16 protein-coding genes and 1 pseudogene are annotated in these 14,202 nt (G+C 60.2%); 8 read left to right on the top strand and 9 right to left on the bottom strand.

From position 1 onward, the window contains the following. Positions 1 to 141 precede the first annotated feature (141 nt). Complete coding sequence (locus ACF8FG_RS22910) at positions 142 to 687, top strand: cytochrome b (RefSeq protein WP_014591878.1); 546 nt, start codon at positions 142 to 144, stop codon at positions 685 to 687. Here ACF8FG_RS22910 and ACF8FG_RS22905 read toward each other — a convergent pair. The 6 genes and pseudogenes from ACF8FG_RS22905 to ACF8FG_RS22880 form a co-directional block, all read right to left on the bottom strand. Beyond that, complete coding sequence (locus ACF8FG_RS22905) at positions 678 to 1,571, bottom strand: 1-aminocyclopropane-1-carboxylate deaminase/D-cysteine desulfhydrase (protein WP_014591879.1); 894 nt, start codon at positions 1,569 to 1,571, stop codon at positions 678 to 680. The two genes, ACF8FG_RS22910 and ACF8FG_RS22905, sit on opposite strands and share 10 nt — an antisense overlap. A gap of 161 nt (positions 1,572 to 1,732) precedes the next feature. Beyond that, the gene (locus ACF8FG_RS22900) at positions 1,733 to 3,769 is read right to left on the bottom strand and encodes an NADPH-dependent 2,4-dienoyl-CoA reductase (protein ID WP_318078507.1); all 2,037 of its coding nucleotides are present in this window, start codon (positions 3,767 to 3,769) and stop codon (positions 1,733 to 1,735) included. 264 nt (positions 3,770 to 4,033) lie between these two features. Next, entirely contained in the window at positions 4,034 to 4,942 is a 909-nt protein-coding gene (locus ACF8FG_RS22895) for an AraC family transcriptional regulator (RefSeq protein ID WP_019437475.1), read from the bottom strand. Positions 4,943 to 5,078: 136 nt separating this feature from the next. Further along, positions 5,079 to 5,324 (bottom strand): hypothetical protein, encoded by a 246-nt coding sequence (locus ACF8FG_RS22890; protein ID WP_039612260.1) that lies wholly within the window; start codon positions 5,322 to 5,324, stop codon positions 5,079 to 5,081. Positions 5,325 to 5,610: 286 nt separating this feature from the next. Next, positions 5,611 to 6,534: an NADP-dependent oxidoreductase gene (locus ACF8FG_RS22885; RefSeq protein ID WP_014591882.1), complete on the bottom strand. Its 924-nt coding sequence runs from the start codon at positions 6,532 to 6,534 to the stop codon at positions 5,611 to 5,613. A 58-nt stretch (positions 6,535 to 6,592) separates the two neighbouring features. Further along, positions 6,593 to 6,775 (bottom strand): annotated as a pseudogene (locus ACF8FG_RS22880) (LysR family transcriptional regulator); the annotation flags it as partial. A 268-nt stretch (positions 6,776 to 7,043) separates the two neighbouring features. Between ACF8FG_RS22880 and ACF8FG_RS22875 the strand changes: the two are divergent. From ACF8FG_RS22875 to ACF8FG_RS22865, 3 genes are all read left to right on the top strand, one after another. Further along, a complete protein-coding gene (locus ACF8FG_RS22875) occupies positions 7,044 to 7,781 on the top strand; it encodes an SDR family oxidoreductase (RefSeq protein ID WP_014591884.1) in 738 nt (245 codons plus the stop codon). A 29-nt stretch (positions 7,782 to 7,810) separates the two neighbouring features. Next, the gene (locus tag ACF8FG_RS22870) at positions 7,811 to 8,065 is read left to right on the top strand and encodes an Atu4866 domain-containing protein (protein WP_014591885.1); all 255 of its coding nucleotides are present in this window, start codon (positions 7,811 to 7,813) and stop codon (positions 8,063 to 8,065) included. 213 nt (positions 8,066 to 8,278) lie between these two features. Beyond that, the gene (locus tag ACF8FG_RS22865) at positions 8,279 to 9,184 is read left to right on the top strand and encodes an AraC family transcriptional regulator (protein ID WP_019437478.1); all 906 of its coding nucleotides are present in this window, start codon (positions 8,279 to 8,281) and stop codon (positions 9,182 to 9,184) included. A 149-nt stretch (positions 9,185 to 9,333) separates the two neighbouring features. On the opposite strand, the gene ACF8FG_RS22860 is transcribed toward ACF8FG_RS22865, so the two are convergent. Further along, positions 9,334 to 9,600 carry a nuclear transport factor 2 family protein gene (locus tag ACF8FG_RS22860; RefSeq protein ID WP_014591887.1) on the bottom strand — a complete coding sequence of 89 codons (267 nt, stop codon included), beginning with the start codon at positions 9,598 to 9,600 and terminating at the stop codon, positions 9,334 to 9,336. Between the two features lie 53 nt (positions 9,601 to 9,653). Beyond that, complete coding sequence (locus tag ACF8FG_RS22855; RefSeq protein ID WP_014591888.1) at positions 9,654 to 10,559, bottom strand: LysR family transcriptional regulator; 906 nt, start codon at positions 10,557 to 10,559, stop codon at positions 9,654 to 9,656. A gap of 297 nt (positions 10,560 to 10,856) precedes the next feature. On the opposite strand from ACF8FG_RS22855, the gene ACF8FG_RS22850 reads away from it, so the two are divergent. From ACF8FG_RS22850 to ACF8FG_RS22840, 3 genes are read left to right on the top strand one after another with little or no spacing between them, the layout of a single operon-like run. Continuing rightward, positions 10,857 to 11,621, top strand: a complete 765-nt coding sequence (locus ACF8FG_RS22850; RefSeq protein ID WP_014591889.1) for an SDR family NAD(P)-dependent oxidoreductase — start codon at positions 10,857 to 10,859, stop codon at positions 11,619 to 11,621. 31 nt (positions 11,622 to 11,652) lie between these two features. Further along, complete coding sequence (locus ACF8FG_RS22845) at positions 11,653 to 11,940, top strand: putative quinol monooxygenase (protein WP_318078517.1); 288 nt, start codon at positions 11,653 to 11,655, stop codon at positions 11,938 to 11,940. Between the two features lie 43 nt (positions 11,941 to 11,983). Then, a complete protein-coding gene (locus ACF8FG_RS22840) occupies positions 11,984 to 12,823 on the top strand; it encodes an oxidoreductase (RefSeq protein WP_070384179.1) in 840 nt (279 codons plus the stop codon). A gap of 129 nt (positions 12,824 to 12,952) precedes the next feature. Here the strand turns inward: ACF8FG_RS22840 and ACF8FG_RS22835 are convergent, their stop codons facing one another. Then, positions 12,953 to 13,297, bottom strand: a complete 345-nt coding sequence (locus tag ACF8FG_RS22835; protein ID WP_119713417.1) for a hypothetical protein — start codon at positions 13,295 to 13,297, stop codon at positions 12,953 to 12,955. 197 nt (positions 13,298 to 13,494) lie between these two features. Here ACF8FG_RS22835 and ACF8FG_RS22830 point away from each other — a divergent pair, with 197 nt between their 5' ends. Then, positions 13,495 to 14,199 (top strand): molecular chaperone, encoded by a 705-nt coding sequence (locus ACF8FG_RS22830; protein ID WP_014859530.1) that lies wholly within the window; start codon positions 13,495 to 13,497, stop codon positions 14,197 to 14,199. Positions 14,200 to 14,202 lie beyond the last annotated feature (3 nt).

The raw sequence follows: 14,202 nt of genomic DNA, 5'->3' as shown, positions 1-14,202 counted from the left end.
AGCGGGCGTGCCCGCGAAGAGGCCGGTGGCTGGCAACACAATTTTCACAGACCCAGCGCAAAGATTCGTTTCTGGTAACCATTAGAATGGTACCTGAGCGCCAGCAAGAGCGCCTTTCCGACCTGATGACGAGGACCGATCATGGTTTCATCCAACCCCGCGCCCCATTACGCGCGCCTGTCCATCGCCCTGCATTGGCTGATGCTGGTGTTGCTGGCCGCTGTCTATGCCCTCATCGAATTGCGTGGCCTGTTCCCCAAGGACAGCGTCGAACGCAACCTGATGAAAGACCTGCACTTCATGCTCGGGCTCAGCGTGTTCGTGCTGGTCTGGCTGCGCCTGGCCATGCGCCTGAGCCGCCCGACTCCGCCCATCGTGCCAAAACCACCGGCCTGGCAGACTGGCCTGGCGCACCTGATGCACCTGGCACTGTACCTGATGATGATCGGCCTGCCGCTGGCCGGCTGGCTGATCCTCAGCGCCGCCGACAAACCGGTGCCGTTCTTTGGCCTGGAGCTGCCCCATCTGATCGGCCCGAACCCGGACCAGGCCAAGTTCATCAAAGGTTGGCATGAGCGTATTGGCAGCTGGGGCTACTGGCTGATCGGCCTGCATGCACTGGCCGGGCTTTACCACCACTATGTACAGCGCGACAACACGCTGTTGCGCATGCTCCCTTACAAGTAACCGCGTCGCCCCTGCAGGCCACCTGTGTGTACGAAGATCAGGCGGCTGCCGGGCTCGAACAGCCCGGCAGCGACCTGATCACGCAAGGCCAGCAGAGCCTTGCCGGTATAGAGGGCTTCGAGCGGCACGTCAGTGTGCTGCTCGCAGTCGGCGATGAACGTCAGTAGCGCATCGTCGAATTTTCCGAAACCGCCCCGGCAGGCGTCGTGTAGCTGGTAGCCGTGCGTGCCGGCCAGTGCTGCCACCACTTGCGCCACCCCATGATCCCTGGGTACGGCCAAGGCGCCATGCACGGCATGCGCCCCTGCCTCGGCCATCACCAGGCCGGCCAAGGTAGTCCCCGTTCCGGCAGCCAACCACCAGGCGTCGTAGTCTGACCAACCCAAGGACGAGATTTGCGCGCGCGCCTGCTGCATCATCAGCGCGCAGCCCTGCGCACCGGCCAGCCCGCCGCCCCCTTCAGGGATGCAGTGCCAGCCTGGGTAGCGCGCCTGCCAAGGGGCCCAGAAGCCTGGTTGGTTGCGCGCACGGTAGCCGCCGTAGCCTAGCCAATGCAGTTCCATGCCCAGCGCCTGCAGGTCACGCACGGTTGGCGTGTCCTGGGCATGGCCGCGTAACAGGCCGGCGGTGGCGAAGCCGAAACGCTTGCCGGCAGCAGCCAAGGCGTGCAGATGGTTGGAATGGTTACCGCCCAGGCTGATCAGGCCTGGAGCATTGCTGGCGCCGGCCTGTTGCAGGTGGTGGCGTAGTTTGAACCACTTGTTGCCACTGATCAGCGGGTCAATCAGGTCCAGGCGCAGAATGGCGGCCTGGACCTGGGCTTGTTCCAGCCAGGGCAAGTTCAGAAATTGCAACGGTGCTTGGGGGAGGTCGAATACATGCATGGATCGCAGTTTACAGGGTAATCCCGCAAGCGCTTGTAATCGATGAACTCGCCCCCGCCGAGGCATCACAGTGCCAGGGTGGTGTTCACCGCCGCCACCGTATTCGCGGGCTTGCCCGCGCCCACACGTGCAGGTGTCGGGTTCACGCAGCCCCGAGGATCTCAGAGCTCAGCCGCCAACCGCGAGCCTTGGTTGATCGCCCGCTTGGCATCCAGCTCGGCCGCCACATCCGCGCCACCAATCAGGTGCACCGACTGCCCTGCCGCCACCAGCCCTTCCTGCAGCTCGCGCAGCGGATCTTGCCCGGCACAGATCACCACGTTATCCACCGCCAGCACTTGCGGTTCGCCGCCGTCCACACGAATGTGCAGGCCGGCATCGTCGATACCCAGATACTCGACACTGTTAAGCATCTGCACCCCCTTGTTCTTCAACCCGGTGCGGTGAATCCAGCCGGTCGTCTTGCCGAGACCGTCACCCACCTTGGATTTCTTGCGCTGCAACAGGTACACCTGCCGCGCCGGAGCATGCGGCTCGGCCTTGATCCCGGCCACACCACCTCGCGCCTGAAGATGGGTATCGATGCCCCACTCTTTCCAGAATGCCGCTCGGTCCTGGCTGGTGGCCACGCCCTGATGCACCAGGTACTCGGACACATCGAAGCCGATACCACCGGCACCGATTACCGCTACAGCCTTGCCCACCGGCTTGCGCTCGAGCAGCACGTCCAGGTAGCTGAGCACCTTGGCATGCTCCACGCCCGCAATGGCCGGTGTCCGCGGGGCGATGCCAGTCGCAAGGATGATTTCATCAAAGCCGCCGCCCACCAGTGCCTGCACGTCCACGCGGGTATTGAGGCGCAGGTCGACGCCCGTACTTTTTACCTTCTTGCGGAAGTAACGCAGCGTTTCAAAGAATTCTTCCTTGCCCGGCACCCGCTTGGCAACGTTGAACTGGCCACCGATTTCGCTGGCGGCGTCAAACAGGGTCACCGCGTGACCCCGCTCGGCCGCCACGGTGGCCGCCGCCAGGCCAGCCGGGCCGGCGCCTACCACGGCAATGCGCTTCACCGTACGTACAGGCAGGTAGTTGAGTTCGGTCTCGTGGCAGGCACGCGGGTTGACCAGGCAACTGGTCAGCTTGCCGCCGAAGGTGTGGTCCAGGCAGGCCTGGTTGCAGCCGATGCAGGTGTTGATCTCATCCGCGCGACCGGCAGCGGCCTTGTTGACGAAGTCCGGGTCGGCGAGAAACGGTCGGGCCATCGAGACCATGTCCGCATCGCCCTCGGCCAGCACCGCCTCGGCCACCTCCGGGGTGTTGATGCGGTTGGTGGTGATCAGCGGAATGCTCACCACGCCCCGCAACTTGGCGGTGACTTTGCTGAAGGCCGCACGCGGCACTTTGGTGGCGATGGTCGGGATGCGCGCCTCGTGCCAACCGATTCCGGTGTTGATCAAGGTAGCGCCGGCCTGCTCGATGGCCTTGGCCAGCAGCTCGATCTCGTCCCAGGTGCTGCCACCCTCGACCAGGTCGAGCATCGACAGGCGGAAGATGATGATGAAGTTCGGCCCTACCGCGCCACGCACCCGGCTGACGATTTCCACTGCCAGGCGCATGCGGTTTTCATAACTGCCGCCCCAGCGGTCGGTGCGGTGGTTGGTGTGCGCGGCGAGGAACTGGTTGATGAAGTAACCTTCCGAACCCATGATTTCGACACCGTCGTAACCGGCACGCTGGGCCAGCACGGCACAATTGACGAAGTCGGCAATCTGCTTCTCGATACCCTCCTCGTCCAACGCCTTGGGCTTGAACGGGTTGATCGGCGCCTGGATCGCGCTAGGTGCCACCTGGCGTGGGCTGTAGGCGTAGCGCCCGGCATGCAGGATCTGCAGGCAGATCTTGCCACCGGCAGCGTGCACCGCCTCGGTGACGATGCGGTGCTTGTCGGCCTCTTCCTCGGTGCTGAGCTTTGCCGCACCGGAGTACACCCCGCCTTCATCATTGGGCGCAATGCCGCCAGTGACCATCAGGCCAACGCCACCGCGGGCCCGCTCGGCAAAGTATGCAGCCATGCGCTCGAAGCCGCCGGGGCGCTCTTCGAGGCCGGTGTGCATCGAGCCCATCAGGGTGCGGTTGCGCAAGGTGGTAAAGCCCAGGTCCAGCGGGGCAAGCAGGTGCGGGTAGCGGTCGGCGGCCATGGAAAGGTCCCCTGATGGCGTGATCACGGATTGCGGGCACCTCACTGAATGGCGGGCCCCGTCGTTTGTCTGTCAGCGACATTAAACAGCCGTTTGAAAGGGCTCAATGATCAAAACTGACAAGTTATTGATCCTGGCGCACAGCGAGACTGCCTGAGGGCTGACGCATCAGCCCGACCGGTATCAATACCCCTACGCTGCACCCCTTTACTTGCTTGCGGGGCATAGGGGGAGCCTCTTTGCATTCCCTTTCCACCTTACAACTCATCCCATCGATCGAATCTTTGCGATGTCCTTGCTTGGAGGGGCTCCGAACATCCGGCTGTATTCTCTGCTGAACTGTGACGGGCTCTCATAGCCCACCGTGAACCCGGCCGTGGAAACATCCAGCCCTTCTGAAATCATCAACCTTCGTGCGTGCTGCAAGCGCAGTTGTTTCTGGTACTGCAACGGGCTCATCGCGGTGATTGCCTTGAATCGGTGGTGAAGCGTGGAATTACTCAAATTGACATAGCTCGCCAACTCATCGATGTGCAACGGCTGCGCATAGTTGTTGTTCAACCATTCGATAGCTCTTGTCACTCGATGGGTCTGACTGTCGTTGATGGCTATCTCATGTAATCGCTGGCCCTGCTGGCCTTTGAGCAACCGGTAGAATATTTCCCTGAGGGCTAGCGGAGCCAATGCCGGGATATCGGAGGGCACATCCAACAGACGTACCAGTCGCAACATGGCATCAAGCAATGGGGTATCAATCCTGTCCAGATAGAGGCCGCGGCGAGATGGCTGGCTGGGTACGCCGATCGGGCTGACGTCGGCAATCAGCTGAGCGATTTCTGCCGGGTCGATATCCAGGCGAATGCAGAAGTAGGGCCTCTGTGGAGAGGCCTCGATCACTTGCCCAGCCAGAGGCAGTGTCACAGAGACAACCAGATAGTTCAGTTGATCGTAGGTATAGCTTTCATCCCACAACTGGATCTGTTTCCGGCCCTGTACAATTATGCACAATCCGGGTTTATGAACCGTATGGATGACGTCTGTTGGCGTGTCGCTGCGTATAAAATGCAACGGATCAATCGCCGTTTGATAGACGCCGTATGTCGGAGCAAAACGTTGCATCGCTGATGCCAGTTCGGCCCTGAGGCGTGTCAGCTCATCGTCCAGATCACTCACTACCGTTACCTCCCCGTTCGGCTGTCCCGAATGCAGAGGATAGGTGGGTTCGCATCCATTTGGGTAGATGCCGAATGGATCATTTGATCTGCCAAAAAGCCCGGTTTTTCCGGGCTTTTGGCGCAGCCCAGGCACATCAAGCATTGATGACTCGGTCCGAACCGTCCTCGGCTACACGCCGGTCGTTGAGTCGGTCTGCACCGTCCTCGGCAACCCGACGGCCATTGAGTCGGTCTGCACCGTCCTCGACCAGGATTGGTGCACACAGGTATTTGCAAGGCTTATGGGTCCAGTTGCCTTGCTCCTTGGCTGGAAGCGCCATCGAACTTGCGCTCAGAACAGTTAAGGCGACTCCAATCATCATTTTGTTAACATTTTTCATGACAGCGACTCCGAAATTAGCGATGGATTCGTTGCCGGTTGTCAGTGCAAAGCGTGACGTTGATGCCTGTATGCTTCCAGGCCAGGTCGCTCTGATGGCCGGCAGCAGCAGTGGTTCGCTTGCTGCTTGGGCTCAGATTAAGGCGGCGGTAATGAACCCGTTATTGGTTTCCTGCGATGATTTTGCACATTCCTGCGGCGAGGCATCTCGGGGCTCAGGCTTCAGCCAGGAGCAGGCGTCCCTTTCCCAGGCTTTGCATAAAAAGCCTAATACAGTTAACCGCTGTTCAACGATTGACATCCAGGACACGCTTGCCGCGGGTATGCCCCCCTGAGCTCAGCGTGATAGCGTCGTTCACCTTGGAAAGTGGCATCACCTCAACCTCGACGCGCAACTTCTCCTCAGCAATCAATTGCGCGATCTGTGCTAACTGGCGCCCGTCCGAACGGGTAGCGAAATGTTTGCCGACAGCGTCGTGTTCACGCGCCTTCTGCGGGTCGGGTGGGCTGACGGTAGATACAAGTACACCTCCTCGTTTGACAATCGTCCAGGAACGGTCTTGCGTTTCTCCTCCTACCAGGTCGAGAACAACATCGATCTCTTCAGCCACGTCTTCGAACCGTTGCGCGGTATAGTCAATGACCTGCTGTGCCCCGAGTGAATACAGGTAGTCTCGGTTGCCGGCCGATGCCGTTGTCAATACATAGGCACCGGCCAGGCGAGCCAGCTGTACGGCGAAACTTCCTACACCTCCCGCAGCCCCGTGAATCAAGACTGTTTGACCCGACTGTAGGTTGGCGTGTTCATGCAGTGCTTGCCAGGCGGTAAGCGCTGCAGCAGGAATGCCACTGGCGTGGAGGAGCGGCAGGCCGGCGGGCTTATGCGCAAGCCTGTCGGCGGCTGCCACGACCTGAGTCGCGTAGCCACCGACTATGCCTATGAAACCGAATACCTCATCACCCACAACAAACCCTTGGACATTTTTGCCAACCGCTGCAACGGTACCGGCAACCTCGACACCCGGTGTATAGGGCAAGGACAATGGGATGAATTGCTTCATTGCCCCTGAGAGGATCTTCCAGTCAATCGGGTTGACTCCACTCCCCGCGACATTGATTAAAACCTGGTCGTCATTGGGCATCAAATCTGGGACATCTTTGAGTTCCAACCCCTGAACCTGACCGTACTGTGCCACTTGGATAGCTTTCATAAGTTTTCCCATTGGTAAGGTGATGATGCCCCAGATGCTCTGTGGCGCTGCACTTCGACTACTGACGACGGGCGTCAAAGCTGAAGCGGCCTGCACCAAAAGCCACGATCTGCAGCAAGCCACCGGCCATCGCGATGTTCTTGAAGAAATGGATGAACTGGGCCTGGTCGGCCAGCGCGCTGTGGAAAATCGCTGCGGTGAGAACACTGAACAACGCCAGTACGACTGCAGCAGTCCGGGTGAGAGTGTGGCTCCATACGCCTTTGCTTAATAGCCGGTTAGTTTCGGCATTTATGTTCGAATAAATAGAAATGTCGTATCCGGTTCATGCAGCCCTCAGACAGGCCAGGATCGGGCAAAGGGCTGAAAGGAGTCGCAGATCAATCATGCAGGATCGTGCATGACCGCCGCAGGAATCACATAACGCTGTTCCCCCCAGGATTTTTACTCTTGCTTCAACACCTGCCGGTCAGCAGGTGCCTCTGAAACCAGTAACAGGAGTGAGAAAAATGCACGGCATCGAACACAAAGTCATCGTGATTACAGGCGCCAGCAGTGGTATCGGCGAAGCCACGGCCCGCCTGCTCGCCAGCAAAGGCGCTCGCGTCGTTCTGGGGGCCCGCCGTACCGACCGCCTTGAAGCCCTGGCCGATGACATTCGTTCAGCAGGCGGTACCGCTGATGTGCTGGCGCTGGACGTCACCAGCCTGGACGACATGCAGTCCTTCATCGATTTCGCTGTCGAATTGCATGGTCGCGTCGACGTACTCATCAACAATGCCGGCGTAATGCCACTCTCGAAACTGGAAGCGTTGAAGGTCGATGAGTGGAACCGGATGATCGACGTGAACATTCGCGGCGTACTACACGGTATTGCTGCAACGTTGCCGCTCATGCAACAGCAGCGTGCTGGCCAGATCATCAATATCGCCTCAATTGGTGCCTACGCCGTGAGCCCTACCGCTGCAGTGTACTGCGCCACCAAATATGCCGTCCGGGCAATTTCCGAAGGTCTGCGTCAAGAGGTCGGGGGTGATATTCGAGTCACGGTGATTGCACCAGGCGTTACCGAATCGGAGCTGGCCGACAGCATTTCGGATGAAGGCGGACGCGCGGAGATGAGGGAGTTCCGCAAGATCGCGATTCCCGCTGCGGCCATTGCCCGTGCGATTGCCTACGCGGTCGAGCAGCCAGCGGATGTCGACGTCAGCGAGCTGATCGTGCGTCCAACCGCGAGTCCATTCTGATTCTCTATTGACGATAGCGAGGAACAGAGATGGCCAAGCCATATGGAAGCCAGAACAAATACGTTGGCATGTGGGTGACGGCTGACGGTCGGATCCGCCATGAACTCTTGCCCGGGGGCCGCTACGACGAAGCACGCGGTCGGCAAGCAAGTGCTTACCAGGGCCGCTATTGGTTGGAGGGTGATCACATCGAGTATGTCGATGACACTGGATTTACCGCTGATGGTGAGTTTCGCAACAATGTGTTGTACCACGCCGGGATGGTTTTATACCCCGAACGTTAAAGCGCAAGCCGGAATGGAGACATTCCGGCTTTGTCGTGACTCTGAACCCTGAAAGCCCTGCCGTTGCGTCCAGAGTGTGTTCTCACTGCCGTGACCAGATCAGGTGAAATACACCGCACTCTGTCCGCCTTGAACCTGTACCTGTCAGTACGGCACCCAGGAAGCGAGGCAGCTTTTATCCTGCGTACTCGCCAAAAAAGAGGGGAGGACAATATGACCATGGATGTGACAGAGCGGACTTCTGCCCATGGTTTGGAGGCACACATCCGGGGCAAGCGAATTGCCGCTTCGGACGTGCTGGCCGACCGGGACATCTTGGTGCAGATTTTCAACCGGGAACGTGAGGAAGGTAACTTCATCGTCCCAGCGGTGGCCGAACCCTTGCTGGTCTGGATCATTTCGGGAAACGCTGCCGTACAGGAACGTGAGCTTGGGGGCCAATGGGAAACCAGCGAAGTTGCTAAAGGCGATTTCTTTTTGACCACTTCGGCGCAACCGTATGAGATGCGCTGGAACGTCTCCAGCGCAGACGACTTTGAAGTCATGCACATCTATCTCGGTGTCCCGCTCCTGGAAAAAGCCATCCATGAAGTACTGGGCGGGCCTGCCGAGGCCGTTCGCCTGCGGGAAGTGTCAGGCGGGCGTGACGAAGGACTGTCGGTACTGCTGGAGCATGTTCGGCTGGAACTCATGGGACGTGGCGCGAGCCCGCTCTATTTGCAAGGTCTGGCCCAATGCATCGCCGTCTACCTTGCCCGCAATTATCTGGATAGCTCAGCGGACGATCGCCCACGCCGCAACGCTCTCCCTGCGTACAAGTTTCGGCGCGTGCTGGCGGCCATGGAAGCCGATCTGGCAAGGGACTTCAATTTAAGGCAGTTGGCCGAGGTTGCCGGGATGAGTGAATGCCACTTCAGCCGAATGTTCAAGAAAGCCGCCGGATATTCACCCTTGCAGTTCTTCATCAGGTTGAGGATGGCTCGTGCCCGGCAGCTTCTCCTCGAGACCGATCAGAGCATCATCGATATAGGCCTGGAGGTTGGGTATAGCAGTCACAGCCATTTCTCACAGGTGTTCAAACGCGAGGTAGGCGTAACGCCCACGCAATACCGCCAATAGGGGAACACGATGCCGTATAGAAGCTCGGCGAACGCAGCGGTTCTTGTTACCGACCGCCCAGTGTGCCTTCAGGATCCCTCCAGCCGAACTACCAGGGGCTCAGCGAGCCGGCAACCGTGCTGCGGCGTTGCGCAAGCGCGAGCGACACCTTAACTGGCCAACGCAGGAATCGGCGCATTCAGGGCAAGGGCAGCCCGGACCGGGTCGAAGTACTCACGGATAAAGGCAAGCTTGCCGTCCTTGACACGCACGAAGAGCACATACTCCTGTTCATAGATGCGCCGGGTCGGCTTGATCAGCCCCTCAGCCTTGACCTCGGCGCTGGCTTCCATCGGGGTTGAGCCGGGGTGAATGTGCAAATCAAAGAAACGAAAATTTTCCACCGTCCCGACGAACCAGCCGACATGCCCAAGCACCTGTTCACGCCCTTGGAGATGCGCCGGGCGTCAGGTTCGACTTTTTCGAATGTTCAGGAGGATCGGGCCTGAGCCTTAAACCGTTCGATCAGCCATTTCGAGGCCGGGCCGGGAGGCGTGTCGGTGCGGTAAATAACATCGAACGCATAATCGCCGCCAAAGCAGTCGGGTAGTTCGACTTGCACGAGGCGTCCGGTGGCCAGGTCATCGCGAACCATGTCTATCGGCATGTTGCCCCAGCCGATGCCTTCGCGAAGCAGCATGTGCTTGGCGCCCAAATCCGCCAGGCGCCACGTGCGTGTGCCGACCACCGCGAATTCCTGATCTGCAGTGAGCCGTGAACGATCTGTCAGGACCAGTTGAACATGTGCGCGACCTGAACCCGGCGGGTGTGGACCCGGTTGCGCCAACGGGTGGTCAGGCGCAGCCACCGGAACCAGCGCCACCTTACCTACGCCGATACGTTCAATGCCATCAATGCTTGTGGTCAGAGGGCCACTCACACCCAACGTGGCGCCGCGGTCGAGCACCCGTTGGGTCACTGCGCCAAGAGCCTCTATATGCAGGTGTAGGGATACGGTTGGAAACGTTTCTCGGAAGGCTTTCAGTGCATCGACCATACGCTCGCGAGGCAACATTACGTCAAGCACGAGATGCACTTCGGCTTCAAGGCCATGCAGCAAACCGCGAACCTTGGCGCGCAGCCCGTCAATACTGCTGTAGATGGTGCGCGCCTCGGCCAGCACTGTCCGGCCGGCGTCGGTCAATTGCGGCTTACGGGTGGTTTTGCGATCAAAAAGGCTGACGCCCAGCTGCAGTTCCAGGTTGGCAATGGAGTAGCTCACCACTGAAGTGGCGCGATGCAACTTGCGCGCTGCTCCAGCAAAACTGCCGACATCGACTACTGCAAGAAATACCCGCAGTTGATCGAGCGTTGGGGTACCCGGGTCTGAAATCATTGCTCTTCTCTCGAACGTTCCGACTCATATTATCTGAGGTTTGCAGGTAAGCCAGCGGGTCAAAGCCCCGATGAGCCAGGTGCCCCTGTGTTTACTCCGCTCCTCGATGGCGGGGTTGGCTGGCGATTCAAAGCATGATTTGCGCTTACGGACCGAGGGACTGCATATCGGCGCAAAATCCCGACAGCCTCGGCAAGCTTACGAAAGCCTCTCTCTGCGCGTTGCGCGACAGTAAAGCCGTCCCTTACAGGCTAGAGCCGGCGAATGTCTCCTCGGCTCACAACGCAGGAGAGCATCATGACTACTATCACGCCCAACATTCCCCATGAAGTCGAAGGCAAAGTCGCGCTGGTCACCGGCGCCGCCAGTGGCATCGGCAAGGCAATTGCGCTTTTGCTGCATGCACGTGGCGCCAAGGTCGTTGCCGAAGATATCAACCCTGCCGTAGAAGACCTCGCACGTCCAGGGCTGGTCCCACTGGTGGCGGACATCAGCGAAGATGGCGCTGCAGAGCGTGCCGTCGGCCTTGCCGTCGAGCGGTTCGGCCGGCTGGACATCCTGGTGAACAACGCCGGGATCATCATCAACAAACTGGTCATCGACATGACCCGCGAAGACTGGGAGCGCATCCAGGCGGTTAATACCACCGCGGCCTTTCTGCATTGCCGCGAGGCAGTCAAGGCAATGATGCCTAACAAGTCCGGCGCAATCGTCAATATCGCCTCCTATGCAGCCTACTTCGCCTTTCCAACCATCGCGGCGTACACCGCCTCCAAGGGTGCGCTGGCACAGCTGACCCGTACGCTGGCACTCGAAGCCATCGAGTACGGTATCCGCGTCAATGCCATCGGCGTCGGCGACGTAGTCACCAACATCCTCAATGACGTGGTCGAAGACGGTCCTGGCTTTCTTGCCAAGCACGGCGAAGCGGCCCCCATCGGCCGTGCCGCACAGCCGGAAGAAATTGCCGAGCTCGTCGCGTTTCTCGCGTCCGAACGGGCGAGCTTCATGGTCGGTTCGGTTGTCATGGCCGACGGCGGCATGACCGTGACCGCCGGTTGATCGGTCTATCACCCATAAAGGAGCCCATAGCATGCTCACAAAGCTCGCGTTCTTCACCGCACGCCCCGGGCAAAGCGGTGCCCTCGGCCAGCGCCTGTTGGCGCTGGTCGGCCCCACACGGCAGGAGTCTGGCTGCATCCGTTACGACATCTACCAATCGGGCGACTCGGTCGAGGGGTGGCTTGTTTACGAGGACTGGCACTCCTCCGAGGCCTTTGACGGACATCTGCAGACACCTTATGTGCAGGCCTTCATGACAGAACTCGACACGTTCTGCAGCGAGGTCCCCAAGATCCATACGTTCGAGCGGCGCGCCTAGACGATCAAGCACTGAACCCGACCACTTGCAGGAGGACCCTCCCATGAGTACACAGAACACCTGGCTGGTAACCGGCTGTTCCACCGGTTTTGGCCGCCACATTGCAACCCATTTGCTCAAGCAAGGCGAGCGCGTGGTTGTCACCGCACGCAAGACCGAACAGGTGCAGGATCTCGCCAGCCTCGGCCAATCGCTGGTACTGCCACTGGATGTAACCGATGCCGAACAGGCCAAGGCCGTGGTGGCTGAAGCTGAACGCGTATTCGGCAGGGTGGATGTACTGGTCAACAACGCCGGTATCGGTTACTTCGCCGCTGTCGAGGAAACAGACCCGCAGGCGGCGCGCCGCCTGTTCGACGTTAACTTCTTCGGCACCTCCCATATGATCCAAGCAGTGCTGCCCGGCATGCGCCAGCGGCGTCAGGGCATGATCGTGAACCTGACCTCCATAGGTGGGCTCGCGGGCTTCCCCGCAGTGGGCTACTACTGCGCGAGCAAGTTCGCTGTCGAGGGGTTATCGGAAACCTTGCGTGCTGAGCTTGAGCCCCTGGGGATCGGTGTCATGACGGTCGAGCCCAGCGCATTTCGCACCCAATGGGCAGGCTCATCGGGTGAAGTGCCGGAACCGATAGCGGATTACGAGGTTACCGCAGGTGAGGCGCGCCGTGCCTACCACGCTTCGGTCGGCAAGCAGGAGGGGGACCCGGCCCGTGCAGCTGCGGCGATTCATACTGCGGTTACTTCGCCTCAGCCACCACACCGCCTGCTGCTGGGCAACAGAGCATTCGATGTGGCGATGGCCAAGCTGTCCGCCATGCGTACGGAGTTCAGCGTCTGGGAAGCCACCGCTCGCGGCGTCGATTTTCCAGCGTCACAGGTTTGAGAACCAGCGGCTCGCTTCCCGAGCCGCCATCCAAACGAACTGGCGGATTGCCTGTACGGCAATTCATGTTGTGTTGAAAGCTGAAGCTGAAGATGTTCTCCAAGGCGTGAGCGAGCGGCTGCCCGCCCCTCAAGGTGAGGTCAGGATCACCACGTAATGGCCTTGGGTCAGCGGCTCGCCGCGCCCGTCGACCAGCCTGTAGGCCTGGTCGACCGTGGCCCCCTGATCGACGCGTACCGCCTGCACCGGCAGTGCCTGGCCGTCCACGCCCTCAATGCCGATGACGCTGTCACGCGCCAGCGCCGGACAGTCATCCATGCGCCAACCGGCACTGCCCACGGTGGTCGTGCAGGACGGCTCGACGATGCTGCCAGTGAACTGCAGCATGCCCGAGGCGACGACGGCGCCTGCCTGGGCCTGACCGACCAGGGCTAGACTAATTGCAACACTCAATGCGAATCGCTTGCCGCTCATGGTTTCCACTCCCCGATACCCACGTTTGAGCCTATCGGATGAGCAGTGACCGGGCCGTCTGCGCGCGTGAGGCAGTTCACAAAGCAGGCATTTAAACCACGCGGCAATTTAAGAAACGTCTCAAAGCCGGGGGCGGCCCAGCTGTCTAGGATGCCCAGGTCCTTCCCAGTCACCCTCACCGGAGCCCTGCCCTGACCATGTCGCGCTTGCTTCATACCCTCTCGCGCCCAGCCATGGCGGCGCTGGTCCTGATGGGCCTGGCGTCCGGTGCCTGGGGCCAGCTCAAAGTCGAGGGCACACGCCTCATTTACCCAGGCTCGAACAAGGAAGCAAGCATCAGCGTGGTCAATCGCAGCGACCTCGACACGGTCATGCAAAGCTGGGTCAGCAGTACCGACGAACGCGCCGATGCGCCCTTCGCCATCGTCCAACCGTTGGCATTGATACCACCCAACGGCCGGCACATGCTGCGTGTGCTGTACGCCGGCAAGGGCCTGCCCGAGGACAGGGAGTCACTGTTCTGGCTGAACATCCTCGAGATCCCGCGCAAACCCGAACAGGCCAATACCCTGCAATTCGCCGTTCGCCAGCGCCTGAAGCTGTTCTACCGCCCTGCCGGCCTGCCAGGCTCGGCCAGCGAGGCGGTCGAGGGCCTGGCATGGCGCGCACGTCAGCCTGGCCTGATCGAAGTCAGCAACCCGAGTGCCTTTCATGTTTCGCTGGTCAACCTCCAGCTCGACAGCCCTGGGCAGTCGCGCCAGCTTGCGGACTACGTCCTCCTGCGCCCTGGGGCATCGCTCACCCTCGAGGCGCCCTCGCCCCTGCCCGCGCAAAGTCGCGTGGCGTTCAGCGAACTCACCGATATCGGCCTGCAGAAGCGCCACCACATCGCGCTGCCGTGAACA

The sequence above is a fragment of the Pseudomonas sp. YQ_6 genome, from assembly GCF_043103245.1.
GTDB classification, from domain to species: domain Bacteria; phylum Pseudomonadota; class Gammaproteobacteria; order Pseudomonadales; family Pseudomonadaceae; genus Aquipseudomonas; species Aquipseudomonas alloputida.
The sequence above is the reverse complement of the archived record's forward strand: the minus strand, read 5'-3'. Positions and strand labels throughout refer to the sequence as shown.

Excerpts from the sequence above, each read along its gene's own strand:
- ACF8FG_RS22910 (WP_014591878.1), top strand. The coding sequence starts at position 142 with ATGGTTTCATCCAACCCCGCGCCCCATTACGCGCGCCTGTCCATCGCC.
- ACF8FG_RS22905 (WP_014591879.1), bottom strand. The coding sequence starts at position 1,571 with ATGCATGTATTCGACCTCCCCCAAGCACCGTTGCAATTTCTGAACTTG.
- ACF8FG_RS22900 (WP_318078507.1), bottom strand. The coding sequence starts at position 3,769 with ATGGCCGCCGACCGCTACCCGCACCTGCTTGCCCCGCTGGACCTGGGC.
- ACF8FG_RS22890 (WP_039612260.1), bottom strand. The coding sequence starts at position 5,324 with ATGAAAAATGTTAACAAAATGATGATTGGAGTCGCCTTAACTGTTCTG.
- ACF8FG_RS22885 (WP_014591882.1), bottom strand. The coding sequence starts at position 6,534 with ATGAAAGCTATCCAAGTGGCACAGTACGGTCAGGTTCAGGGGTTGGAA.
- ACF8FG_RS22875 (WP_014591884.1), top strand. The coding sequence starts at position 7,044 with ATGCACGGCATCGAACACAAAGTCATCGTGATTACAGGCGCCAGCAGT.
- ACF8FG_RS22870 (WP_014591885.1), top strand. The coding sequence starts at position 7,811 with ATGGCCAAGCCATATGGAAGCCAGAACAAATACGTTGGCATGTGGGTG.
- ACF8FG_RS22865 (WP_019437478.1), top strand. The coding sequence starts at position 8,279 with ATGACCATGGATGTGACAGAGCGGACTTCTGCCCATGGTTTGGAGGCA.
- ACF8FG_RS22855 (WP_014591888.1), bottom strand. The coding sequence starts at position 10,559 with ATGATTTCAGACCCGGGTACCCCAACGCTCGATCAACTGCGGGTATTT.
- ACF8FG_RS22850 (WP_014591889.1), top strand. The coding sequence starts at position 10,857 with ATGACTACTATCACGCCCAACATTCCCCATGAAGTCGAAGGCAAAGTC.
- ACF8FG_RS22845 (WP_318078517.1), top strand. The coding sequence starts at position 11,653 with ATGCTCACAAAGCTCGCGTTCTTCACCGCACGCCCCGGGCAAAGCGGT.
- ACF8FG_RS22840 (WP_070384179.1), top strand. The coding sequence starts at position 11,984 with ATGAGTACACAGAACACCTGGCTGGTAACCGGCTGTTCCACCGGTTTT.
- ACF8FG_RS22835 (WP_119713417.1), bottom strand. The coding sequence starts at position 13,297 with ATGAGCGGCAAGCGATTCGCATTGAGTGTTGCAATTAGTCTAGCCCTG.
- ACF8FG_RS22830 (WP_014859530.1), top strand. The coding sequence starts at position 13,495 with ATGTCGCGCTTGCTTCATACCCTCTCGCGCCCAGCCATGGCGGCGCTG.